This window comes from Streptococcus infantis, assembly GCF_019929575.1.
In the GTDB taxonomy this organism is placed as follows: Bacteria; Bacillota; Bacilli; order Lactobacillales; family Streptococcaceae; genus Streptococcus; species Streptococcus infantis_L.
Map to the genome: position 1 here is coordinate 72413 of NZ_JAHZPU010000004.1, position 26379 is coordinate 98791.

General features: G+C 40.4%; 19 protein-coding genes. All 19 read left to right on the forward strand.

Annotated elements, in window-relative coordinates:
- Positions 1-11 precede the first annotated feature (11 nt).
- Positions 12-1016 carry an acyltransferase family protein gene (locus tag K1I67_RS02815; protein WP_223338670.1) on the forward strand — a complete coding sequence of 335 codons (1005 nt, stop codon included), beginning with the start codon at positions 12-14 and terminating at the stop codon, positions 1014-1016.
- Entirely contained in the window at positions 1009-1977 is a 969-nt protein-coding gene (locus tag K1I67_RS02820; protein ID WP_223338671.1) for a glycosyltransferase family 2 protein, read from the forward strand. Before K1I67_RS02815 ends, K1I67_RS02820 begins: the two co-directional genes overlap by 8 nt.
- Before the next feature lie 190 nt (positions 1978-2167).
- Positions 2168-4852, forward strand: a complete 2685-nt coding sequence (locus K1I67_RS02825) for a cation-translocating P-type ATPase (protein WP_223338672.1) — start codon at positions 2168-2170, stop codon at positions 4850-4852.
- A gap of 104 nt (positions 4853-4956) precedes the next feature.
- The gene (locus K1I67_RS02830; RefSeq protein WP_070458965.1) at positions 4957-5367 is read left to right on the forward strand and encodes a peptide deformylase; all 411 of its coding nucleotides are present in this window, start codon (positions 4957-4959) and stop codon (positions 5365-5367) included.
- A gap of 45 nt (positions 5368-5412) precedes the next feature.
- Positions 5413-6135, forward strand: a complete 723-nt coding sequence (gene yaaA / locus K1I67_RS02835) for a peroxide stress protein YaaA (RefSeq protein WP_223338673.1) — start codon at positions 5413-5415, stop codon at positions 6133-6135.
- 140 nt (positions 6136-6275) lie between these two features.
- Positions 6276-7562: a homoserine dehydrogenase gene (locus K1I67_RS02840; RefSeq protein WP_223338674.1), complete on the forward strand. Its 1287-nt coding sequence runs from the start codon at positions 6276-6278 to the stop codon at positions 7560-7562.
- Position 7563: 1 nt separating this feature from the next.
- Positions 7564-8433, forward strand: a complete 870-nt coding sequence (gene thrB, locus K1I67_RS02845; RefSeq protein WP_223338675.1) for a homoserine kinase — start codon at positions 7564-7566, stop codon at positions 8431-8433.
- A 276-nt stretch (positions 8434-8709) separates the two neighbouring features.
- Entirely contained in the window at positions 8710-9648 is a 939-nt protein-coding gene (msrB, locus tag K1I67_RS02850; protein ID WP_045763190.1) for a peptide-methionine (R)-S-oxide reductase MsrB, read from the forward strand.
- Positions 9649-9697: 49 nt separating this feature from the next.
- On the forward strand, positions 9698-11422 hold the full coding sequence (locus K1I67_RS02855) for an ABC transporter ATP-binding protein (RefSeq protein WP_223338676.1): 1725 nt from the start codon (positions 9698-9700) through the stop codon (positions 11420-11422).
- Between the two features lies 1 nt (position 11423).
- Positions 11424-13172: an ABC transporter ATP-binding protein gene (locus tag K1I67_RS02860; protein ID WP_223338677.1), complete on the forward strand. Its 1749-nt coding sequence runs from the start codon at positions 11424-11426 to the stop codon at positions 13170-13172.
- 117 nt (positions 13173-13289) lie between these two features.
- Positions 13290-14549, forward strand: a complete 1260-nt coding sequence (locus tag K1I67_RS02865; protein WP_223338678.1) for a TRZ/ATZ family protein — start codon at positions 13290-13292, stop codon at positions 14547-14549.
- A 478-nt stretch (positions 14550-15027) separates the two neighbouring features.
- Complete coding sequence (gene mecA, locus K1I67_RS02870) at positions 15028-15765, forward strand: adaptor protein MecA (protein WP_049526248.1); 738 nt, start codon at positions 15028-15030, stop codon at positions 15763-15765.
- A gap of 505 nt (positions 15766-16270) precedes the next feature.
- Positions 16271-16834 (forward strand): TIGR01440 family protein, encoded by a 564-nt coding sequence (locus K1I67_RS02875; protein ID WP_061862798.1) that lies wholly within the window; start codon positions 16271-16273, stop codon positions 16832-16834.
- 1 nt (position 16835) lies between these two features.
- Positions 16836-22889: a ZmpA/ZmpB/ZmpC family metallo-endopeptidase gene (locus tag K1I67_RS02880; protein WP_223338679.1), complete on the forward strand. Its 6054-nt coding sequence runs from the start codon at positions 16836-16838 to the stop codon at positions 22887-22889.
- A gap of 157 nt (positions 22890-23046) precedes the next feature.
- The gene (locus K1I67_RS02885; RefSeq protein ID WP_223338680.1) at positions 23047-23607 is read left to right on the forward strand and encodes a redoxin family protein; all 561 of its coding nucleotides are present in this window, start codon (positions 23047-23049) and stop codon (positions 23605-23607) included.
- Between the two features lie 9 nt (positions 23608-23616).
- The gene (msrB, locus tag K1I67_RS02890) at positions 23617-24732 is read left to right on the forward strand and encodes a peptide-methionine (R)-S-oxide reductase MsrB (RefSeq protein ID WP_223338681.1); all 1116 of its coding nucleotides are present in this window, start codon (positions 23617-23619) and stop codon (positions 24730-24732) included.
- Between the two features lie 279 nt (positions 24733-25011).
- Complete coding sequence (locus K1I67_RS02895; protein WP_223338682.1) at positions 25012-25503, forward strand: hypothetical protein; 492 nt, start codon at positions 25012-25014, stop codon at positions 25501-25503.
- A gap of 67 nt (positions 25504-25570) precedes the next feature.
- Positions 25571-26047 (forward strand): DUF2975 domain-containing protein, encoded by a 477-nt coding sequence (locus K1I67_RS02900; RefSeq protein ID WP_223338683.1) that lies wholly within the window; start codon positions 25571-25573, stop codon positions 26045-26047.
- A 17-nt stretch (positions 26048-26064) separates the two neighbouring features.
- Complete coding sequence (locus K1I67_RS02905) at positions 26065-26268, forward strand: helix-turn-helix domain-containing protein (RefSeq protein ID WP_004252288.1); 204 nt, start codon at positions 26065-26067, stop codon at positions 26266-26268.
- Positions 26269-26379: the final 111 nt, after the last annotated feature.

The following is a 26379-nucleotide window of genomic DNA, read 5'->3' on the forward strand; positions in this document are numbered from 1 at the left end:
GTTACCTAGATATGGCTAAGGGGCTAGCGATTATACTTGTTATTATAGGGCATAGTAGTTTTGTGCCTCTTCGTGCAAAAATACTCCTCTATGTTTTTCATATCCCCTTATTTTTCTTCTTGTCAGGTTTTACTTTAAATGTCACTAAATACAAAACATTTAAGGAATATTTTCTTAGCAAGGTGAAAAGTTTGGTCGTTCCCTTTTTTTGCCTGAATATTTTTGTTTTTCTCTTTCAACTCTTTGTCATGTATCCTGAACAAGTGTTTAGTTTTAATCTTATTCATTTTACTAAACAGTTATTGTTGTCAGACCGCTTGCATGTTTATTTTCAGTTATGGTTTCTGAATGTCATGTTTTTAGCACATGTTTTTAGTTACTTTATTCTCAGAAAAAAATGGACCATTATTCAATGGCTTTTGATTAGTGTATCACTCTTATTTTTAGTCGTTTTGGGACAAAAAATCTATGCTTGGAATTTTTATCTTATCTGGAATATTGACCTGGTCCCTGTAGCCATTATCTTTACACTTTTAGGTGTCGGAGTGAGAAAATATTTAGCGCAGATGGAAAAGTTTTTTGCAATTTATTATTTGCCACTTGCCTTATTGCTAACTATATTTGTTGGTAGATTGAACTATCATTGGAGTGGGAAACAGATTGTTGATCTTTACTATCAGCAAATAGGAAACCATCTCTTGTTTTACATTGCTGCAATTTCAGGTATATGGTCCACCCTCATATTCTTTAAGTCAATTCCTGAAATGACTCTCTTGAAATCAATCGGTCAAAGAACCTTGATTTACTATGGTGTCCATGCCCCGATTGTTTTAGTATTGGTAGAAAAATTAGTTTTACAATTATCTACTAGATACACCGGTATTTTTGTGAATGGCTACGTTACAACAAGTGTTGTGACAATATTGACTTTGGTAGGGTGTGAATTGATTGTCAGAGTATTTAGAGGGACAAACTTTCCCTTTGGGATTAAAAGGTTAGGAGTCAAAAATGAGTAGAAATAATCCGATTTTATATATCGTGATTCCATGTTATAACGAAGAGCAAGTATTACCTCACACAAATCCAATGTTTATTGAAAAGATTGAATCTTTAATCAATACTGGACAAGTGCATTCAAACAGTAAAGTGATGTTTGTCAATGATGGTAGTAAAGATGAGACGTGGTCATTAATTCAACAATATGCAAAAGAAAATAGTCATGTTGTTGGTATTGCACAAAGCAGAAATCGCGGTCATCAAAGTAGTGTTCTTGCTGGTATGTACGAAGCTGCAGAATTTGCGGATATCGTGATTACCATTGACGCAGATGGTCAAGATGATATCAACTGTATGGATCAAATGGTTGCTGAATATAAAGATGGTTCAGAGATTGTTTACGGGGTTCGAGACAATCGTGATACTGATTCAGCATTTAAGAGAATCACAGCTGAAGGATTCTATAAGGTGATGCATCTGTTTGGAGCTGATGTTGTCTTTAATCATGCTGACTATCGTTTAGTCTCCAAACGTTTTATTCATGAACTTGCTAAATTTAAAGAAGTAAACTTATTTCTTCGAGGCATTATGCCTCTTGTAGGATTTAAATATTCCTACGTGACTTATAAACGTCATGAACGAATTGCTGGAGAAAGTCACTATCCACTCTCTAAAATGCTTGGTCTAGCTATGGATGGAATTACTAGCCTATCTATTAAACCTATTCGCTTGATTACTAGCTTGGGAGTTATGACTTCACTTTTTAGTTTTTTGTTGATCATCTGGGTTTTGTGGAGCAAATTTGCTGGTACAGTAGTAGCCGGATGGGCCAGTACCTACGCCATTGTAAGCTTACTTGGCGGGGTTCAACTCATTAGTCTTGGTGTAATTGGGGAATATATCGGAAAAATTTATATAGAAACGAAACAACGTCCAAGATATATCATCAGCGACCGCACCTATGATGATAGTGATGAGTAACCCCACCTCAAAACTTGAAAACTTTTGAAATTCTGATATAATAGAACTACTCAAGGGAGTAGCTGGCGGTTAACCGCGATAGTGTCGTCATTACGAATTATTTCCGGCACTATATTAAACAGCGAGACTTGTTTTTTTAAAAAACAGGTCTCTTTTTTTGTAAAAAGAGGCCAAAAAGGAGGAGACTGTTTTGTCAAAAGAACAAAATAAAGACTTGTTTTACACACAAGCCTCAGAAGAAGTCCTAAAGAACTTGGACTCATCTATCGAAGGTTTGTCAACTGCTCAAGCTCAAGAACGCTTAGCGACTTATGGTCGTAATGAGTTGGAAGAGGGAGAGAAACGTAGCCTACTAGCTAAATTCCTTGATCAATTTAAGGATTTGATGATTATCATCTTGCTTGCGGCAGCGGCACTTTCTGTGATTACAGAAGGAATGGACGGTCTAACGGATGCTATTATCATCTTGGCCGTTGTAGTCTTGAATGCTGCCTTTGGGGTTTACCAAGAAGGGCAAGCAGAAGCAGCCATTGAAGCTCTGAAAAATATGTCTAGCCCGATGGCTCGTGTCCGTCGCGATGATCATGTGATTGAGATTGACTCGAAAGAATTAGTACCTGGAGATATTGTCTTGCTTGAAGCAGGAGATGTCGTGCCTGCAGATATGCGCTTGTTTGAAGCAGCTTCTCTAAAAATAGAAGAAGCAGCTCTTACAGGGGAGTCTGTCCCAGTTGAGAAAGATGTGACAGGACTTGTTGAAGCAGATGCTGGTATCGGAGATCGTGTTAACATGGGTTACCAAAACTCAAACGTAACTTACGGTCGTGGTATTGGTGTCGTGACTAACACTGGTATGTATACTGAAGTTGGTAAGATTGCGGACATGTTGGCCAATGCCGATGAGACAGAAACACCATTGAAGCAAAGCTTGGAACAATTATCTAAGGCCTTGACTTACTTAATCATTGTGATTGCCGTTATTACTTTCTTGGTTGGTGTATTCGTTCGTGGTGAACATCCATTAGAAGGCTTGATGGTTGCGGTTGCTCTTGCGGTTGCTGCGATTCCAGAAGGTCTCCCTGCCATTGTAACCATCGTTCTATCTTTGGGAACTACAACCCTTGCCAAACGGAATTCAATCGTCCGTAAATTGCCAGCGGTTGAAACACTTGGTTCAACAGAAATCATCGCATCTGATAAAACAGGTACTTTGACCATGAACCAAATGACGGTTGAAAAAGTTTATACCAACGGTCAATTGCAAAGCTCAGCATCCGAGATTGCTGCTAGCAACAATACCCTCCGTATCATGAACTTTGCCAATGATACCAAGGTGGATCCATCTGGTAAGTTGATTGGGGATCCAACGGAGACAGCTCTTGTACAGTTTGGTTTGGACCACAACTTTGATGTTCGTGAAGTCTTGAAGGATGAACCACGTGTAGCTGAATTGCCATTTGACTCAGACCGTAAACTCATGTCTACCATTCATAAGGAAGCAGACGGTTCTTACTTTATCGCTGTCAAGGGTGCACCTGATCAGCTGCTCAAGCGCGTGACTCGTATTGAAGTCAATGGGGAAGTTCGCCCCATCACAGAAGAAGACAAGAAAGCTATTCTTGCAACCAACAAAGACTTGGCCAAACAAGCCCTTCGTGTCTTGATGATGGCTTATAAAACTAGCAATGAAATCCCAACCTTGGAATCAGAAATTGTTGAATCTGACCTCATCTTCTCTGGTTTGGTCGGCATGATTGACCCTGAACGTCCAGAAGCTGCAGAAGCTGTCCGAGTCGCTAAGGAAGCAGGTATCCGTCCGATCATGATCACGGGTGACCACCAAGATACAGCGGAAGCCATTGCCAAACGTCTCGGAATCATCGATCCAAATGATACAGAAGACCATGTCTTCACTGGTGCAGAGTTGAACGAACTCTCTGATGAAGAATTCCAAAAAGTCTTCAAACAATACTCTGTCTATGCGCGTGTATCACCTGAACACAAGGTTCGGATTGTGAAAGCCTGGCAAAAAGAAGGCAAGGTTGTTGCCATGACAGGTGATGGGGTTAATGATGCGCCTTCACTTAAGACAGCTGATATCGGTATCGGTATGGGGATTACTGGTACAGAGGTTTCTAAGGGGGCTTCTGATATGGTCCTTGCTGATGATAACTTTGCAACCATTATCGTCGCGGTAGAAGAAGGACGTAAGGTCTTCTCCAATATCCAAAAATCCATCCAATACCTCTTGTCTGCCAATATGGCTGAGGTCTTCACTATCTTCTTTGCAACCCTCTTTGGTTGGGATGTTCTTCAACCAGTGCATCTTCTCTGGATTAACTTGGTAACGGATACTCTCCCAGCTATCGCTCTTGGCGTTGAACCAGCTGAACCAGGTGTCATGACCCACAAACCTCGTGGACGCAAGTCCAACTTCTTTGATGGTGGAGTCTTTGGGGCTATCCTTTATCAAGGAATCTTCCAAACTATGCTGGTTCTTGGTGTCTATGGTTGGGCCTTGCTTTCTCCAGAACATGCGACTCGTGCAGAAATTCATGCAGATGCTTTGACGATGGCCTTTGCAACTCTTGGATTGATCCAATTGCTCCATGCCTTTAACGTTAAATCAGTTTACCAATCGATCTTTAAAGTGGGACTTTTCAAGAATAAGACCTTTAACTGGTCTATCCCAGTTGCCTTCATTCTTTTAATGGCGACCATTATGGTACCTGGATTCAATAAACTCTTCCACGTGTCTCATTTGAGCTTGACACAATGGTTGGTTGTTGCTGTAGGTGCCCTTATGATTGTTGTTTTGGTTGAGATTGTCAAAGCTGTTCAACGTGCGCTTGGTAAAGATAAAAACGCGATTTAAGCATAAAAAGTCATCTTCGGATGGCTTTTTTGCTTTTATATAAGATAAATGTCAATAGATTTTGTGCTATAATCAAGTAGAGAAAAAGATGGAGGAAAGAAGACTTGGAAAAGAAAATCGTAAGAGATATGATATTTTTATCGCAGATATCCCAGACTGCTAGTCAGGAAGATTTACCGCTAGCAAAGGACTTGCAGGATACCCTACAGGCTAATCGAGAAACTTGTGTTGGACTAGCCGCCAATATGATTGGAGTGCAAAAGCGCGTTATTATTTTTAATATCGGCATGATTCCCATGGTTATGTTTAATCCAGTTCTTCAATCCTTTGAAGGGCCATATGAAACGGAGGAAGGATGTTTGTCTTTGACAGGTGTCAGACCGACAACTAGGTATGAGAAGATTACAGTAAGCTACAGAGATATCCATTGGCAAGAGCAAACCATTAGCCTGACAGGTTTTCCAGCTCAGATTTGTCAGCATGAATTGGATCATTTAGAAGGTCGTATTATTTAGGCTCAAATCCTTGGTAGTCATAAAAAAATATGCTACACTAAGACTATGAAAATTCTAATCCCAACTGCAAAAGAAATGAATACAAATGTTCCTAGTTTTGAAGCAAATCCCTTGCGTCCTGAAAGTCAGGCTGTATTGGATGCATTAGCGACATATTCTGCCCAAGAGCTGGAAAGTTTTTACAAAATTTCTGCTGAAAAAGCACAAGAGGAGTATGACCATATCCAGGCCTTGAAAGATGAAACTGCGACAAACTATCCAGCCTTGCACCTCTTTGATGGACTCATGTATCGCAACATCAAACGGGACAATCTCACCAAGGAGGAGCAAACCTATCTGGAGAAACACCTCATGATAACGTCAGCTCTCTATGGTGTGATTCCAGCCTTTGCACCGATTGCACCTCACAGACTAGACTTTTTGATGAAGCTTAAAATTGCTGGGAAAAGCCTGAAAAGTCACTGGCAATCAGCTTATGAAGAGTTGGTGAAGGGTGAAGAACTAATCTTTTCACTCTTGTCTTCGGAGTTTGAAACTGTCTTTCCAAAAGATATCCGTGAAAAAATGGTGACCTTTAAGTTTATGGAAGAGCGAGATGGTAAACTTAAAATCCACTCTACTATTTCTAAAAAATCCCGAGGAGCCTTTTTGACAGCCCTGATGGAAGGTCAGGTAACTTCGGTAGAAGAGATTAAAAAGCTCAGTTTTGCAGGTTTTACTTATCGAGACGACCTGTCTAGTGACAAGGAAATGGTCTTTGTAAAATAGATTGAAAATAGCGTCTGCTCTTGATTGAATCAGGGCAGGCTTTTTTATGATTTGATGCTTCTATTTTTAGTTCAGAATGGTAGGAATTTTCTCACAATTTTGGTATAATAGGACTATTAGAAAATTTCAAGGAGACAAACATGTCAGTTAAAATTGCTTTACTTGGATTTGGTACAGTAGCCAGTGGCGTACCATTCTTGCTAAAGGAAAATGGAGAAAAAATTGTTCAAGCAGCACATTCAGAAATTGAAGTAGCCAAAGTTTTGGTCAAAGACGATCAAGAGAAAGCACGCTTGCTTGAAGCAGGAAATGATTTTAATTTTGTAACAAATATTGACGAAATTTTGTCAGATAAAGACATCGCGATTGTTGTTGAGTTGATGGGACGTATCGAACCGGCAAAAACATTTATCACTCGTGCCTTAGAAGCAGGGAAACATGTCGTGACAGCCAACAAGGACCTTTTGGCTGTTCATGGTGCAGAATTGCTTGAGATTGCCAAAGCTCATAATGTTGCTCTTTATTATGAAGCAGCTGTTGCGGGAGGAATCCCAATCCTTCGTACCTTGGTTAACTCACTAGCATCAGACAAAATCACTCGTGTTCTTGGTGTTGTCAATGGAACATCTAACTTCATGATGACCAAAATGGTAACAGAAGGCTGGTCTTATGAAGATGCTTTGGCAGAAGCCCAACGACTTGGCTTTGCTGAAAGCGACCCTACCAATGACGTTGACGGGATTGATGCAGCCTACAAGATGGTCATCCTCAGTCAGTTCGCCTTTGGAATGAATGTTAAGTTTGAAGATGTTGCCCATCAAGGAATCCGCAATATCACTCCAGAAGATGTGGCAGTTGCCCAAGATCTTGGGTACGTGGTTAAATTAGTAGGTTCTATTGAAGAAACACCTTCTGGAATCGCTGCCGAGGTTACTCCAACCTTCCTTCCTAAAGCTCATCCACTTGCCAGTGTTAACGGTGTTATGAATGCGGTCTTTGTGGAATCTATCGGTATCGGCGAGTCTATGTACTATGGACCAGGTGCAGGTCAAAAACCAACTGCAACAAGTGTTGTGGCTGATATTGCCCGTATCGTTCGTCGTTTGAATGACGGCACCATTGGCAAAGCCTTTAACGAATACCATCGTGACCTTGTTTTGGCTCAGCCAGAAGATGTCAAAGCCAACTACTATTTCTCAATCCTGGCTCCAGATTCAAAAGGTCAAGTCTTGAAATTGGCTGAACTCTTTAATGCGGAAGATATCTCCTTCAAGCAAATCCTTCAAGATGGTAAGCAAGAAGGCAAAGCTCGTATTGTCATCATTACCCATAAGATTAACAAGGCACAGCTTGAAAATATTACAGATGCTTTGAAGGGTGTAGCTGAATTTGAACTTCTCAACACCTTCAAGGTTTTAGGAGACTAAGATGAAGATTATTGTACCTGCTACAAGTGCCAATGTGGGTCCTGGTTTTGACTCGGTTGGTGTAGCTGTAACCAAATATCTAGAGATTCAGGTTTGTGAAGAACGTGAAGAATGGATGATTGAACACCAACTAGGCAAATGGATTCCACGTGACGAACGTAATCTTTTGCTAAAGATTGCTCTACAAATTGTTCCAGATTTACAACCAAGACGTCTGAAGATGGTCAGCGATATTCCTCTTGCGCGTGGACTTGGTTCTTCTAGTTCAGTCATCGTTGCAGGAATTGAGTTGGCAAATCAATTAGGGAACCTAAAATTAACGGATCACGATAAGTTGCAATTGGCGACTAAGATTGAAGGACATCCTGATAATGTTGCACCTGCTATCTATGGAAATCTAGTCATTGCAAGCTCAGTCGAGGGTCAGGTTTCAGCAGTAGTGGCACCTTTTCCAGAGTGTGCCTTTCTAGCCTACATTCCAAATTATGAATTGCGTACTCGAGATAGTCGTGGTGTCTTGCCTAAGAAACTTTCTTATAAAGAAGCTGTTGCAGCAAGTTCTATCGCCAATGTGGCTATTGCAGCCCTACTGACTGGAGATATGGTCAAAGCAGGCCAGGCGATTGAGAGTGACCTTTTCCATGAGCGTTACCGTCAAGAACTGGTGAGAGAATTTGCGACGATCAAGAAAGTTGCTAAGAGAAACGGTGCTTATGCGACCTACTTGTCTGGTGCTGGGCCTACTGTCATGGTTCTAGCTGAGCCTGATAAGATGCCTAAAATTAAGGCTGAGCTTGAAAAGCAACCGTTCAAAGGCAAACTTCATGATTTGCAAGTAGATACACAAGGCGTTCGCGTCGAAGCAAAATAAACAGAGCAATGGGATGGGGAAACTCTCTATTAGAGGCTTCCTGTCCTTTTTTTGAAAATGAAACATGGGAACTGATACTCAATGAAAATCAAAGAGCAAACTAGGAAGCGAGCTGCAGGTTGCTCAAAGCACTGCTTTGAGGTTGTAGATAAGACTGACGATGTCAGTTACATATATCTACGGCAAGGCGAAGCTGACGTGGTTTGAAGAGATTTTCGAAGAGTATGAAATGTTTCCCGTGTTTATCGACCGATAGACGGTCAAGGAGGATTTGAAATGGCAGAAATATATCTAGCAGGTGGTTGTTTTTGGGGCTTAGAGGAATACTTTTCCCGTATTTCTGGAGTGTTGCAAACCAGTGTTGGCTATGCCAATGGTCAGGTAGAAACCACCAATTATCAACTGATCAAAGAAACAGATCACGCAGAGACTGTGCAAGTTGTCTACGATGAAAAGGCGGTCTCGCTCCGTGAGATTTTACTCTATTATTTCCGAGTCATTGATCCTTTATCTGTCAACCAACAAGGGAATGACCGTGGTCGTCAATACCGCACAGGGATTTATTACAAAGATGAAGAGGATTTACCGACTATCAATACAGTAGTTCGTGAACAAGAACTCCTCATCGGTTGTAAAATTGCAGTGGAAGTGGAGAAGCTTCGCCACTATATCTTAGCTGAAGACTATCACCAAGACTATCTCAAGAAAAATCCTGGTGGCTATTGCCACATTGATGTGAGAGATGCTGAGAAACCACTCATAGATGCCGCCAACTATGAAAAACCGAGTCAGGCAGTTTTAAGAGAAAATTTGTCAGAAGAGTCTTATAGAGTTACCCAAGAAGCTGCTACGGAAGCTCCCTTTAGCAATGCTTATGACCAAACTTTTGAGGAAGGAATTTATGTCGATATCACGACTGGTGAGCCCCTCTTCTTTGCCAAGGATAAGTTTGCCTCAGGCTGTGGTTGGCCAAGTTTTAGCCGTCCTATTTCCAAGGAACTCATTCATTACTACCAGGACTTGAGTCACGGTATGGAGCGTATCGAAGTTCGTTCACGTTCAGGAAATGCTCATTTGGGACATGTCTTTACAGATGGCCCTCGTGAACTAGGTGGTCTCCGTTACTGTATCAATTCTGCATCCTTACGTTTTATCGCTAAGGATGAAATGGAGGAAGCTGGCTACGGCTACCTGCTTCCATATTTGAGTAAGTAAAAAGATGGTGGTTTTTCCACCTTCTTCATTTTGGAAATAGAAGGGACACATGAAACACTTACTTTATTACTTTAAACCTTATATCAAGGAGTCTTTCCTAGCGCCCTTGTTTAAGTTGCTAGAAGCCGTTTTTGAACTCTTGGTTCCCATGGTGATAGCTGGGATTGTCGACCAATCTATCCCCAAAAAAGATCAGGGTCATCTCTGGATGCAAATGGGGCTCCTCTTTATTTTTGCGGTTATCGGTGTTTTGGTAGCCTTAGTTGCTCAGTTTTACTCAGCCAAGGCAGCAGTAGGATTTGCCAAGGAGTTGACCAATGACCTCTATCGTCATATTCTTTCCTTGCCCAAGGATAGTAGAGACCGTTTAACGACCTCGAGTTTGGTGACGCGTTTGACTTCAGATACCTATCAGATTCAGACAGGGATCAATCAATTTTTACGCCTATTTTTAAGGGCTCCTATTATTGTTTTTGGTGCCATTTTTATGGCTTATCGTCTCTCGCCTGAATTGACCTTCTGGTTTTTGGTCATGGTTGCCATTTTGTCCTTTGTCATTGTCGTGTTATCACGCTTGGTCAATCCCCTCTACAGTAGTTTGAGAAAGAAAACAGACCAGCTGGTTCAGGAAACGCGCCAACAGATACAAGGGATGCGTGTGATTCGTGCCTTTGGTCAAGAAAAACGAGAGATTGAACAGTTCCAAGTACTCAACCAAATCTATACGGCTATCCAAATGAAAACAGGATACTGGTCTAGTCTCTTGACCCCATTGACCTATTTGATCGTCAACGGAACTCTGCTGGTGATTATCTGGAATGGCTATCTTTCTATCCAGGGAGGCTGGCTCAGTCAGGGTGCCTTGATTGCCCTAATCAACTATCTCTTACAGATCTTGGTAGAGTTGATTAAACTAGCCATGCTGATTAATTCACTCAACCAGTCCTATATATCAGCTAAGCGGATTGAGGAAGTCTTCACTGAAGAACCTGAAGATATTCATTCTGAGATTCAGGTGGAGAAAGTATCTGGACATCGAGTTTTACAAGTTAGTCACTTGACCTTTACTTATCCAGATGCTGCTCAACCTTCGCTAAGGGATATTTCTTTTGATATGCAACAAGGGGAGATTCTTGGGATTATCGGAGGAACTGGTTCTGGTAAGTCAACCTTAGTGCAGGTCCTACTTGGCCTCTATCCGGCAGATAAGGGAAGCATTTCCCTTTATCGAGATGAACGTAGTCCTCGCGATCTTTCTGAATGGCGTTCTTGGATGGCCTATGTCCCTCAAAAGGTTGAACTTTTTAAAGGGACTATTCGTTCTAATTTAACTCTGGGTATGGAAGAGCCTGTCTCGGACAAAGAACTCTGGCAGGCCTTGGAAATTGCTCAGGCCAAGGACTTTGTCAGCGATAAGGAAGGTCAGCTGGACGCAGAGGTTCAAGCAGGCGGTCGAAATTTCTCAGGTGGGCAAAAGCAACGCTTGTCGATTGCCCGAGCAGTTTTACGTCAAGCTCCTTTTCTCATCCTGGATGATGCGACGTCAGCACTTGATACCATTACTGAATCCAATCTTCTGAAGGCCATTCAGGAGAACTTGCCAGATACTAGCTTAATCTTGATTTCCCAACGGACTTCAACCTTGAAGATTGCAGACCAGATTCTTCTTTTAGAGAAAGGTCAGCAATCAGCGCTTGGAAATCATGAGGAATTGATGAAATCTAGCCAAGTCTATCGTGAAATCAATGCATCCCAACATGGAAAGGAGGACTAGAATGAAAGGCAAACATGCAAGTCAAACCCTCAAACAATTGGCAAAAGATTTAGCAAGTCATCCCGTCCTTCTTTTCCTGGCTTTCTTAGGAACCATTGCTCAAGTGGCCCTATCAATCTATCTTCCAATCTTGATTGGACAAGTAATTGACCAAGTCATAGTGACGGGCTCATCTCAGGTGTTTTGGCAGATTTTCCTCCAGATGATATTGGTGGTCATAGGAAATACACTGGTACAATGGGTCAATCCTCTCCTCTATAACCGTCTTATTTTCTCCTATACCAGAGATTTACGTGAAAAAATCATTCAAAAACTCCATCGTCTCCCGATTGCCCTTGTAGACAGACAGGGGAGCGGAGAAATGGTTAGCCGTGTGACGACAGATATTGAACAGTTGGCAGCGGGATTGAATATGATTTTCAACCAATTTTTCATAGGAGTTTTGATGATTTTGGTCAGCATCCTTGCTATGCTTCAAATTCATCTTTTGATGACTTTATTAGTTCTGCTCTTAACACCTCTGTCTATGGTCATTTCACGCTTTATTGCCAAGAGATCCTACCATCTCTTTCAAAAACAGACAGAGTCTAGGGGTATTCAAACCCAGCTGATAGAGGAATCCCTTACCCAACAGACTATTATCCAGTCTTTCAATGCCCAAGAAGAATTTATCCAAAAACTTCATGAGGCAAACGATACTTATGCAGGCTATTCTCAGTCGGCCATCTTTTATTCATCAACAGTCAATCCTTCGACTCGTTTCGTCAATGCCCTCATTTATGCCCTCCTTGCTGGAGTAGGGGCCTTCCGTATCATGATGGGCTCCACTTTGACAGTTGGACGTTTAGTGACCTTTTTAAACTATGTGCAGCAGTACACTAAGCCTTTTAATGATATTTCATCGGTTTTAGCCGAGTTGCAGAGTGCATTGGCTTGTGCAGAACGTGTTTATACTGTTTTAGAAAGTCCTGAGATTACAGAAACTGGCCTTAAAGAATTGAACAGCGACCAAGTCAGTGGAGCAATTTCCTTTAAACATGTTTCCTTTGGTTACAATCCTGAAAAAATCTTAATCAAGGACTTGTCTATTGACATTCCAGCTGGCAGTAAGGTTGCCATCGTTGGACCAACGGGTGCTGGGAAATCCACCCTTATCAATCTCCTCATGCGTTTTTACCCGATTAACTCTGGAGATATTTTGCTAGATGGTCATTCGATTTATGGCTATACTCGAGCTTCTCTTCGACAGCAGTTTGGAATGGTGCTCCAAGAAACTTGGTTCAAGCAAGGAACCATTCATGACAATATTGCCTTTGGAAATCCTGATGCTAGCCGAGAGCAGGTCATTGCAGCAGCTAAGGCAGCGAACGCAGATTTCTTTGTCCAACAATTGCCACAAGGCTATGATACCAAACTTGAAAATGCAGGTGAATCACTGTCTGTCGGTCAGGCTCAGCTCTTGACCATCGCCCGTGTCTTTCTAGCCATCCCTAAGATTCTGATCTTAGACGAGGCGACTTCATCCATCGATACTCGGACAGAGGTGCTGGTTCAGGATGCCTTTGCCAAACTCATGAAGGGGCGGACAAGCTTTATCATCGCCCACCGTTTGTCGACCATTCAGGATGCAGATTTGATTCTTGTCTTGGTAGATGGAGATATTGTCGAGTATGGTAATCATGAGGAGCTCATGGCGAGAAAAGGCAAATACTATCAAATGCAGCAAGCAGCAGCCTTTAGCCCAGAGTAAATGGTAAAAGGTTTTAAAGATAATAAACAACAAGAAAAGTTGCCTTGGGGTAACTTTTTTGTTACAATAGCTAGAAAAATTGTGATGCAAAATTGTCTTTAGAAAAGGAGAAGCCTCATGAAAGTCTTTCAGCATGTAAATATCGTGACTTGTGACCAAGATTTCCACGTCTATTTGGATGGGATTTTAGCTATTAAAGAATCCCAAATCGTCTATGTCGGTCAGGAAGATCAAGAAATTCTCAATCAGGCAGATCAAATCGTAGACTATCAGGGCGCCTGGATTATGCCTGGTTTGGTTAACTGCCATACTCACTCTGCCATGACAGGCTTGAGAGGCATTCGTGATGATAGCAATCTCCACGAATGGCTGGAGGACTATATTTGGCCAGCAGAAGCAGAATTCACACCAGAGATGACTACAAAGGCCGTCAAAGAGGCGCTAACAGAGATGCTCCAATCAGGAACGACAACTTTCAATGATATGTACAATCCTAATGGAGTGGATATAGAGAAGATTTATGAAGCAGTCAAGGCATCCAAGATGCGTTGCTATTTCTCTCCGACCCTCTTTTCTTCAGAAACCGAAACGACGGATGAAACCATAGCTAGAACTCGAGCTGTCATCGAGACAATCAAAGGCTATCAGGATCCCAAGTTCAAGGTTATGGTGGCTCCTCATTCGCCCTACAGCTGTAGTCGAGATTTGCTGGAGGCAAGTCTTGAGCTAGCAAAAGAAGAAAACATCCCTCTTCATATCCATGTTGCAGAAACACAGGAAGAGTCAGGCATTATCCTGAAACGCTATGGCAAACGCCCACTAGCCTTTCTAGATGAGCTCGGATATTTAGACCATCAGGCTGTCTTTGCCCATGGAGTGGAGTTAAATGAAGCAGAAATTACCCGCTTGGCAGATTCGCAAGTCGCTATCGCCCATAATCCAATCAGCAACCTCAAGCTAGCCTCAGGCATTGCACCAGTCGTCCAACTTCAAAAAGCAGGAGTGCCAGTCGGTATTGCGACAGATTCCGTTGCGTCTAACAACAACCTCGATATGTTTGAGGAAGGACGCACAGCAGCCCTTTTACAGAAAATGAAGAGTGGCGATGCCAGCCAATTTCCAATCGAAACTGCCCTCAAGGCCCTGACGATCGAGGGTGCTAAGGTGTTAGGAATGGAAGATGAGATTGGTAGTCTAGAAGTCGGCAAGCAGGCTGATTTTCTCGTCATCCAACCCCAAGGCAAAATCCACCTACAACCTCAAGAAAACATGCTATCTCACCTCGTTTATGCCGTCAAATCCAGTGATATCGACGATGTTTACATTGCAGGAGAGCAGGTAGTAAGAGCAGGGCAGGTATTAACAGTAACCTTGTAAAATGATTTTCTCCAAAAATATTTTCAAGTTGGCTTAGTGTAGCCTTGATTAAGTATAGTCTAACCTGTTCATTGAGCGAGTATTTATTGTCCGTGATGCTGTTGGATGCATAGAAAAAGAGGCTGGGACAAAAGTCCTAGCCTCTCACTTGTCTTTGGATTGTCGAGCAAGACGAAGTGGTTGAGTGGGCTCTACTACGCTGATTTCATCAGCTTTTACAGCCCTACTCAACTGTGCGGGGCTGGGACGACGAAATCGAATTCTAACGAATTACCGATTTCTGTCCCACTCTCTCTTTTAATCTTAGCAAGAGCTAAGTCAAGTGCATCATGAAGTGTTTTATCTTTGATCATAAAGAGGGTGATAGCGTCATAAGTATTCTATACTAGATATTAATCGATACTCCAACGCCATTTTTTTGATAAAATTTTTGAAATCTTGTATAATAGATAGAACTGAAAGTATGAGGTTACGAACTATGAAAATGAAACAAATCAGTGATACGACTTTAAAAATCACCATGTCTTTAGAAGATTTGATGGATCGTGGAATGGAAATCGCAGACTTTCTCGTTCCACAAGAGAAAACAGAAGAATTTTTCTACGCAATCTTGGATGAGTTAGAGATGCCAGACAGTTTCTTGGATACGGGCATGCTTAGCTTCCGAGTAACACCTAAGCCAGACAAGGTTGATGTTTTTGTGACAAAATCTAAGATCGACCAGAATTTAGATTTTGACGATTTGGCAGATCTTCCTGATATGGATGAGTTGGCTAAAATGTCTCCAGATGAGTTTTTAAAAACCTTGGAGAAAACCATGGCAGAAAAAACTAAAGATGATATTGAAGCCATTCAATCTTTAGAGCAGGTTGAAAAGGAAGAAGAAGCAGCGCTTGATGAAACCCTCGAAGTAGAAGAAGGAAAAAGAGAGCCTTATATCTACTACATCTTACGTTTTGACGATTTATCTAGTTTGGTTTCTTTTGCCAAAACGGTTGACTACCAAATAGAAACTTCAGAACTCTACAAGATGAATGACCAGTACTATTTGACAGTATTAGTTGATGTAGAAGATCAACCTAGCCTTTATCCAGCTTGGTTGTTGGCACGTATGCGCGAATTTGCGGATGATAGTGATATCAGTCGTTCTGTCCTACAAGAATATGGGCAACTACTCATCAATCATGATGCTGTCCAAGGACTCCAAAAAGTTTAATCTATAAAAAACAGAGAAGCTACCCTTCTCTGTTTTTGTAAAATCTAGTTTTTTTAAATTGGATTCAGTTTGTATCCAAAAAACTGTCATATTATAATTTGAGGATAAAATTAAAGTTTTAGCATCATTTCATGAAAATTTTCTGAATCATCATCTGAAGTTACAAGGAAGAAAAAGTGCCTAAGAAATAAGCAAAGTAGTAGCTTTAATAGAAGAAATGGGGTAGAATGGTAGAAGTTGCTTTTCGGTAGCTTAGAATCGAATCAACTGACAAATCTTTTAGGTGTAAATGTTGTTACATCAACGGTTTTACTAAACTATTATATTTTTTTTGTTTTCAAAGTATAATTTTATCTTATATTTGAAACTAGATGAATTTGAATCAGTTTTTAAAAAGCGCCCTCATATAGTTTTTGAATCCTAGCAAATGGTATTCCAATGCCTTTCAATCTTGCTAAAATTGATGAAAAACGATATGATAGAATGAAAAAAAGCGAGGTGAAATATGGACCAAATACGGATTCAAACAGAAACACAGCAGATACTTGAAGATGTATTAGACAAGGCTTCTTTACAGGAGGGAGCACTATTTGTCTTGGGTTTGTCTTCGAGTGAAGTGCTGGGAGGACACATCGGAAAAGATTCGAGTCAGGAAATCGGTGAACTAATTGTCAAGACACTGTTGGAGCTGTTGGTGGCTAAGGGCATTCACCTAGCTGTTCAAGGTTGTGAACATGTCAATCGCGCCTTAGTTGTTGAACGAGAAGTAGCTATAAAACATCAGTTGGAGATTGTGAGTGTACTCCCGACCTTACATGCAGGAGGTTCTGGTCAATTGGCCGCCTTTCGCTATATGAAAGATCCTGTGGAGGTCGAATTTATCAGGGCAGATGCTGGTTTGGACATCGGAGATACTGCTATTGGGATGCATATCAAACATGTTCAGGTACCCATTCGACCAATCTTAAGAGAGATTGGCCAGGCTCATGTGACGGCACTTGCTAGTCGACCAAAACTCATTGGAGGGGCGCGTGCTCAATATCCAATAGATCACATTAGGAAGATATAAATTGAATACTAGAAAAATGCAGTTTGAGAGAGTCATCAAATACTCTATTCGGAAGTTCTCGGTTGGTGTCGGTTCTGCGGTAATCGGGACATTTCTTTTGGGAGCAAATAACTTTTTAGTTGAAGCTGTTGCGGCTAATGAAGTGGCAACACCAAACCAAGTTCATTACCGTTATTTGGCTGAACAAGAATTGACAGAAGCAGAAAAAGCTCTGATCCATCGAGAAATTCCTTCAGATCTGAAACAAGATGATGTTGTCTATCTTGTTTACAGAAAGAAGGAAGTGAATTCTCAACAATTACCGAACACTGGAAGCAAAGAGTTGGCATTGGCAACTCTTGGTTTTGCAACAGCATCCTTGGTTGTTGTGGTGATGTCTAAAAAACACCGTAATAAAATGTTGGGACTTCTCTTTATTGGAGCTCTAGGAGGTAGCTATTTTATTCCTCAGTCAGCTCAAGCATTTGAGAATAAAATCTTGGTGTCCTACAACCAAACGATTGCTGCAAGTAGTCAAGAGGACTTGGAAAAAGGTGTCATTCAAATCGAAGGATACGAATACATCGGCTACTTTAAAGCATCAGACTTCCAAGAACAAGCAGAGCAAATGCCGACTGCTAAGGGCACGCAAGAAGCAGATCACGAAGGTGAGTCTTTAGTTCAGCCAGAAGCCCCAGCCTACACAGGAGAAATTAATGCAAAAGGCACTCAAGAAGCAGGCCACGAAGGCGAAGCTTTAGTTCAACCAGAATTGCCAGCTTACACAGGTGAGATCACAGCCAAAGGCACGCAAGAAGAGGGTCACCAAGGTGAATCTCTAGTTCAGCCAGAACAACCAGCTTATACTGGCGAGATTACAGCCAAAGGCACGCAAGAAGAGGGTCACCAAGGCGAAGCCTTAGTTCAACCAGAATCCCCAGCATATAAAGACGAACTTAGTGCCAAAGGTACTCAAGAAGAGGGTCACCAAGGTGAATCCCTAGTTCAGCCAGAATTGCCAGCCTACACGGGTGAGATTACAGCCAAAGGCACGCAAGAAGAGGGTCACCAAGGCGAAGCTTTAGTTCAACCAGAATCCCCAGCCTACACAGGTGAGATCAGCGCTAAAGGTACGCAAGAAGAAGGTCACGAAGGCGAAGCTTTAGTTCAACCAGAATTGCCATCTTACACAGGTGAGATTACAGCCAAAGGCACGCAAGAAGAGGGTCATGAAGGTGAATCCCTAGTTCAGCCAGAACAACCAGCTTATACTGGCGAGATTACAGCAAAAGGCACGCAAGAAGAGGGTCACGAAGGTGAATCTCTAGTTCAACCAGAAGTCCCAGCTTACACAGGTGAGATTAGTGCTAAAGGGACGCAAGAAGAGGGTCACCAAGGTGAATCCCTAGTCCAGCCAGAACAACCAGCTTATACTGGCGAGATTACAGCAAAAGGCACGCAAGAAGAGGGTCACGAAGGTGAATCCCTAGTCCAGCCAGAATTGCCAGAGTATAAAGTAGCTGAAGCAACTGTCACAGAAACTGAAACTGTAGAAGTCCCATACACAAGAGAGTATGTAACTGACGATACTCGCTACACTGCTGAAGAAACAGTGATTCAAAATGGTCAAGCAGGAAGTCAGCTGATTCACCGTGTCTATAAGACAGTCAATGGCCAAAAAGTTGGGGACCCAATCAGCACGAGTACAGAAACTGTTAAGGCAGCAGTAAATGAAAAAATTAGTCGTGGTACCAAGGCTATTGAAGGTAAAGTTGAAGAAGTTTCATTTGAAGAAATTCCTTTCGAGACAAAAACAGAAGTAGACAGCACTCTTCCGAAGGGAACAGAAGTTGTTGCTCAAGCTGGTCAAAACGGTAAGAAAAAGATTACCAAAGTCTATAAGACTCTTAAGGGTGTGAAAACTGCTGATGCTCCAACTATCTCAGAGGAAGTTGTTGAAGCTGCGCAAGATCGTCTGATTAAGAAAGGTGATCAAGCCCTCGCTGCGCCAACGTTAACAATCACTCAAATTGATAAAGAAGAATTAGATCGTAGTGCCAAGGTTCGTTACCAATTGGTCAAACCAACAGGTGTAACCATTAAATCTCTTGAGGCTGTTTTGAAAGACGGAGACACTAACCTTCAAACAGTCAACATGTCTGAGGGAGACTTGACTGCTAATCTTACAAACTTGAAATACTACAAGGACTATAAGATTGCGACCAAGATGGTTTACGATCGTGGAAATGGGAACGAAGAAGTAGTTCTCACGGAAGAACCACTGCGACTCGATCTCAAAAAAGTCGAAGTCAAAAACATCAAGGAAACAAGCCTTATCAGTGTTGATGACCAGGGTGTAGAGACTGATCATAGTCTCTTGTCAGCTAAACCATCAGATGTAAAACCTTATTACTTGAAAGTGACAACTCATGATAACAAGGTGACAAAACTTGCAGTTGATAAGATTGAAGAAGTCACAGTTGATGGTAAAGCCTTGTTCAAAGTCACTGCTAAAGCACCAGACCTAGTCCAACGCAATGCAAATAATCAGTTTGCAGAAGAATATGTCCATTACTTTGCTAAGCCAAAAGTCCATGAAGGTGATGTTTATTACGATTTCAATGAACTTGTAAAAGCAATGCGAGCTAACCCAAGTGGTACATTTAAACTGGGTGCAGACTTGAATGCTGCCAATGTTCCAACACCAAATAAAGAGTATGTGACAGGTAAATTTAGTGGTCATCTAACTAGTGTTGACGGCAAACAGTACTCAATTCATAATATGGGCCGTCAGTTGTTCAATAACCTAGAAGGTGGTTCGGTTAAAAACGTTAACTTAGCAAATGTGGACATTAACATGCCTTGGATTGAAAACATTTCAGCCCTGGCTAGAGTTGTCAAAAACGCGACAGTTGAAAACCTTAAGGTAACTGGAAGTATTCTTGGCAAAGATGGTGTAGCTGGTATTGTTAATAAAGTCGATGTTGGCGGACTTCTAACCAATGTTGCCTTTATCGGTAAGATTACTGGTATTGGTGATAAAGGCTGGGATATGGGTGGTATCGCTGGTGAAGTTTGGAAAGGAAACATCAAAAAAGCCTATGTAGATGCGGATATCGTTGGTAATAAAGCTCGTGTCGGTGGTCTTGTTTCAAGAACTGATAACGGTTATGATCCAAATGGTGTCAACACAAATGCCTTTACCAGTGAGTCGGTCGTTAAAGGAACCATCAAGGTGAAAAATCCAATCGAGGTTGGAGGGTACATCAGTAAAAACTATCCATGGGGTCGAGTTCTCAATAACGTTTCAATGATGAAAGTTGAAAATGGTGAAGAGTTCTATGGTTCTAAGGATCTTGATGATGATGGTGGTTATTTCACAAATAACTGGATCGATAAGAACTACGTTGTTAAAGATGTCAGTGAAGGGAAGCACTCTTTCCAATATTCACGTACCAATAGAATTAAGGAAATCAGTCTCGAAGAAGCAAATAAAAAGATCGCTGAATTCGGTATCACTGCTGATACGTTTGAAATTAAACCTCTTGTTGAGGATACTCTCAATAATAAGAAAGTAAAAGCTGATACTTATAAAGATACTCAAGATTACGACGCCTCTCGTGAACTTGCCTACCGTAATATCGAAAAATTACAACCATTCTATAATAAAGAATGGATCGTAAACCAAGGGAACAAACTTGCTGCAGGTAGTCCTCTCTTGACCAAGGAAGTATTGTCTGTAACTGCCATGAAAGGCAATGCCTTTGTGACAGAATTGGCTGATGCTGACCATATTATGGTGCACTATGCTGATAAGACCAAAGACATCTTTACTGTTTCGCTGAAAGAATCTAAGGTTAAACAAGTGAAAGAGTACAGCATTGCTGAACTTGGAGAAGTTGTTTACACACCTAATATCGTTGACAAAGACCGTAGCGATCTTATCAATGCTATCGTTGAAAAATTAAGTCCAGTTGAGCTACAATCAGATCCAATTTACCAAAAACTTGGTAGAACAGGACAAAATAAAGTTAACGCTATAAAAGATCTTTACCTAGAAGAAAGCTTCAAAGAAGTCAAGGATAATCTGCCTAAATTTGTGAAACAGTTGCTTGAAAATGAAGATCATCAATTAAACACAGATGAGGCTGCTAAACGTGCTTTGATCAAGAAGATTGATGATAACAAGGCAGCGGTTCTCCTTGGTCTATCTTACCTTAACCGTTATTACGGAGTGAAGTTTGATAACTTCAATATTAAGCAACTCATGTTGTTCAAACCAGACTTCTATGGTAAAAATGTAAGTGTGTTAGACTTCTTGATTCAGATTGGTTCTAAAGAAAGTAACATTAAAGGTGATAGAACTCTAGAAGCTTATCGTGAAGCTATCGGTGGAGTTATCGGTATCGGCGAGTTAAACAGTTTCTTAGACTATAATATGCGTCTATTCACAGAAGACAAAGACCTAAATGATTGGTTCATCAAAGCAACCAAAGACAATGTCTATATCGTTGAACCAGCAACAACAACTCCTGAGTTTGCAGATAAGAAACACAGAGCTTACGAAGGTTTAAACAACGATGTGCATGGTAAGATGATCTTGCCACTCTTGAACTTGAAAGATGCACATATGTTCTTGATTTCAACTTACAATACAATGGCTTATAGTTCATTTGAGAAATATGGTAAGTATACTGAAGCAGAACGTAATGCCTTTAAAGCTGAAATCGATAAGGTTGCAAAAGGTCAACAGAATTATCTAGACTTCTGGTCACGTCTATCAATCGATAAAGTTCGAAACAGACTCTTGAAGAGTAATAACATGGTTCCAACACCTGTTTTGGATAACCAAAACTATAAAGATATTAGTACTGATAAATACGGTCACACTAATAGTGGTAAAGATGTGGCGCCTATCCGTGAATTATACGGACCTACAGGACGTTATCATGCGACTGACTGGCGTATGGGAGCTGTGGCTCGCGTTTATCAGAATCCATATAAAGATGATTCTGTCTTCTTCATGGTTACGGACATGATTAGTGACTTTGGGGTTTCTGCCTTTACCCACGAAACAACTCACGTAAATGACCGTATGGTCTACTTGGGTGGCTCAAGACACCGTGAAGGAACAGATCTTGAAGCATTTGCACAAGGAATGTTGCAAACTCCATCAGTATCAAATCCAAATGGTGAATACAAAGCCCTAGGTCTCAACATGGCTTATGAACGTCCAAACGATGGCAATCAATGGTACAACACAAATCCAAATGACCTTAAATCACGTGACGAAATTGATCGTTACATGAAGGGCTATAATGACACCCTCATGCTTCTGGATTATCTTGAAGGAGAGGCTGTCCTCGATAAAGAAAATCAAAATTTAAACAATGCTTGGTTCAAGAAGGTTGATAAGCAGTCCAGAGGAAATAACACCAAGAACCAATTCGATAAGGTTCGACCTTTAAGTGATGAGGAAAAAGCTATTCCTTTGCGTACAGTAGATGACTTAGTAACCAATAACTTTATGACTAACCGTGGTCCAGGTAACAGAGTTTATAATCCTACTGACTTTGATTCTGCTTATGTTAATGTTCCAATGATGACGGGTATCTATGGTGGAAATACCAGTGAAGGTGCTCCTGGAGCTATGTCATTTAAACACAATACCTTCAGAATCTGGGGTTACTATGGCTATGAAAAAGGCTTCCTAAACTATGCTTCTAACATGCTAAAAGCTGAATCTAAAAAAGCTGGTAAAGATACTCTAGGTGATGACTTCATCATTAACAAGATTTCTGAAGGAAAATTCAACAATCTTGAAGATTGGAAGAAAGCATACTTCGGAGAAGTTGTAACAAGCGCCAAAAATGGAATTCAATCTATTGAAATTGATGGTAAAACATACAATAGCTATGAAGACTTGAAACGTGCATTTGCTGAAGCAGTTGATAAAGATAAGGCTACTCTAAGTAACGGATCTGTCAAATTTGACAACACCGTCTCACTTAAAGAAAAAGTCTTCAAGAAACTTCTTCAACAGACAAATAGCTTTAAAACTTCAATCTTTAAATAATCCAAATCTCTCATCTGCTTAGCAGGTGGGAGTTTTTGCTACTTAATAAGATGCCTTATTTTCCAAACAGATTTTAAGTATTTTTAGGATGGTAGGTATATAATAGAACTATAATACAATATCTATATTCATATGATGAATGAGAAAGGTGATAAAGATGAAAAAATGGCAAGCATCTGTATTGATCTGCACTAGTTTGGTTTGTCTATCAGCTTGTAAAAATCAGACGACAAGCGAAACTGACAAGCAAAGTGGAGATAAAAAGGCGCAAGTTAGCTCTCAAACTGTAAAAAAAGGAGAGGCAGTTGCGGACTTTGAACTCACGGCTATGGATGGGAGGACTTATCATTTATCTGATTACAAAGGTAAAAAGGTCTATCTCAAATTTTGGGCTTCATGGTGTTCTATTTGCCTAGCTAGTTTGCCTGATACAGATGAACTGGCAAAAGAAGCAAGTGATGACTATGTCGTTTTGACAGTTGTTTCTCCTGGTCAAAAAGGAGAGCAAGCAGAAGAAGCCTTTAAAAAATGGTATCAGGGTTTGGACTATAAAAATCTCCCTGTTCTTCTAGACCCGTCTGGACAACTCTTATCCAGTTACGGAGTTCGTTCTTATCCGACTCAGGCTTTTATTGATAAAGAAGGAAAATTGGTGAAGACTCAACCAGGCTTTATGGATAAGGAAACTATTTTAGAGAATTTAAAGACTATGAATTAGAGGCTTATTATGAATGATAAATTAAAAACCATATTCTTAATTGGAGTGATCATTTTCATCATCATAGGAATTTTGTTTCTTTTGGAAAAAAGGAACTCTATCTACACCGATAGCTCTCAAATTGAGAAGGCAGCAGTCAGCCAAGGTCAAGGTGTTAAGAAAAAAACTGTGCCAGATAAAGATGCTGACTTACATGAAATCTATCTAGCGGGAGGCTGTTTTTGGGGAGTTGAAGAGTATTTTTCAAGAGTAGCAGGTGTGACAGATGCTGTTTCTGGCTATGCGAATGGCAGAGGAGAAACAACCCAGTATGAATTGATCGGCCAAACAGGCCATGCTGAGACTGTTCATGTGACCTACGATGCCAATCAAATTTCTCTAAAAGAAATCTTGCTCCATTATTTCCGCATTATCAATCCAATCAGTAAGAATAAGCAGGGAAACGATGTGGGAACTCAGTACAGAACGGGAGTCTACTATGCAGATGAGAAAGATTTAGAAACGATCAATCAAGTTTTTGAGGAAGTAGCCAAGAACTACGACCAGCCTCTAGCGGTTGAAAAGGAAGCCTTAACTAATTTTATCGTGGCTGAGGACTACCACCAAGATTATCTCCAGAAAAATCCTAATGGATATTGCCATATCAACGTCAATCAAGCAGCCTATCCTGTCATTGATGCTAGCAAGTATCCAAAACCGAGTGACGATGAATTGAAAAAACTTCTGTCTCCAGAGGAATATGCTGTGACTCAAAACGGTCAAACAGAACGTGCCTTTTCAAATCGTTACTGGGATAAATTTGAAGCAGGAATTTATGTGGATGTGGCAACTGGAGAACCTCTCTTTTCTTCGAAGGATAAATTTGAATCAGGCTGTGGTTGGCCTAGTTTTACCCAGCCTATCAGTCCAGATGTTGCGACCTATAAGGAAGACAAGTCATACAATATGGTCAGAACAGAAGTCAGAAGTAGAACTGGAGATTCCCATCTGGGACATGTCTTCACAGACGGACCTCAGGACAAGGGGGGACTTCGCTATTGTATCAATAGTCTATCCATCCGCTTTATTCCTAAAGATCAAATGGAAGAAAAGGGTTATGGTTATTTGTTAGATTATGTTGAGTGAACCTGATATACTTACAAAAGAGTTTACTAGAAAAATCTTTTAGATTCATATTTGTTTTTTAGAAGTCTTAACCTTAATATTTGAAGTCTAATTACTCTTTAATAAAGTTATTTTTAATTAAAAGAAAAAAATTATCAAAAAACGATAAAAAAGTGTTGCATTTCAAAAAAATTATGCTATACTAGATATATCGATAAACAATAATAAGTTTTCGAGTAGTAACAAAAAGAGCTCATTTGTTACTAAAGCTAAAAATATTTTATAAAAGAGGAAATCATCATGAAAAAAACTACATCAACTAAAATCGTTAACTTTACTAAGTCACTTGTTACATTAGGCTCTAATTTCGGAATCTTTACCCTTAGTTTCTTTAGTATCGCTTCCTTAGTCCTTCTCCTTGGTCAATTTGATATCAGCCAACTAATGCCTGAAGGTGCAGAGGTAACAAGGTCAGGCTACGAAGCGTGGGGAGGAGTTAATGCCTTTGTTCTAACCTTTGTTGCTGGTAATACACTTCTGACTTATGGCCTTATCAAATTAAAACAGTTTGCTAAGAACTTTAAAGAAAGTGATCTTTTTGAAAATACAACCATTTCATTCTTGAAAAAGGGCGCAGTTTTAATGACTGTAGTAGGAGCTATCCAAGGTATTACAGAACTTATTTTGAATCCTGCCCACATCATTTTTAACTTTTCGATTGCAGCATTTTTATTTATTGCTAGCTTGGTGCTTACTTCAATCAAAAATAAATTTTCAGATAAAGTAGCATAATACATGTACGTAACACTTACTAATATTGTATAATATAGTAGAGATTAGAAATGAGGTTTTGAAATTAATGTCTAAGAAAAATTCCTACTTACCATTTGCTTTAGGTTTTATTAATATCCTACTTTTTATCTTGGGAGTATCTTTAGTTATATCCATCCTTTTAACAGTTTTCAATGTAACTGAGATTAGCCTATTTAACCTTGGGACTATTTCCTTAAAACCTGATATGGTGAATACTTCAATACTAGTGAGTGCTTTGTCCTTTATCAATAGCTTTATCATTCTGTTTGTACTATTCTGTGTTAGACAGTTCTTCCAAAATATCATTAATGAACAGATTTTTACAGTTCATAATGTCAAACTTGCTAATCGTATTTCTCTTTCCCTCTTTATTGCCTCATTTCTAGGAGATGGGATTTTGACACTCAATGGTTACTCATTCTTAAATATAACATTCATGGTTACTGCTCTCGTTGTTTGGACAATTGGTAAAGTCCTTGAAAAAGCAAACGAAATTGCAGAAGAAAATGAGTTTACAATTTAGAGAAAGGAGAATATCACATGATTGTTATTAATCTAGATGTCGAATTAGCAAAGAAAAAAATGCGTTCAGGAGATTTAGCAGAACGTGTAGGTATTACTCCCGCAAATCTTTCAATACTGAAAACAGGTAAGGCCAAAGCTATACGTTTTTCAACGCTAGAAGCCATTTGTAAAGAACTTGGGTGCCAACCTGGTGATATATTGGAATATGTGCCAGATTAAAAATTGGTTCAGCATAAGCTGAACCTTTTTTTTATCCCCAATTGTCAAGTCAAGTGCAACAAAGTTGTTCCTCTGATTAAGCGAGTATCTTTCAAGCTGTTTGAGCTGACT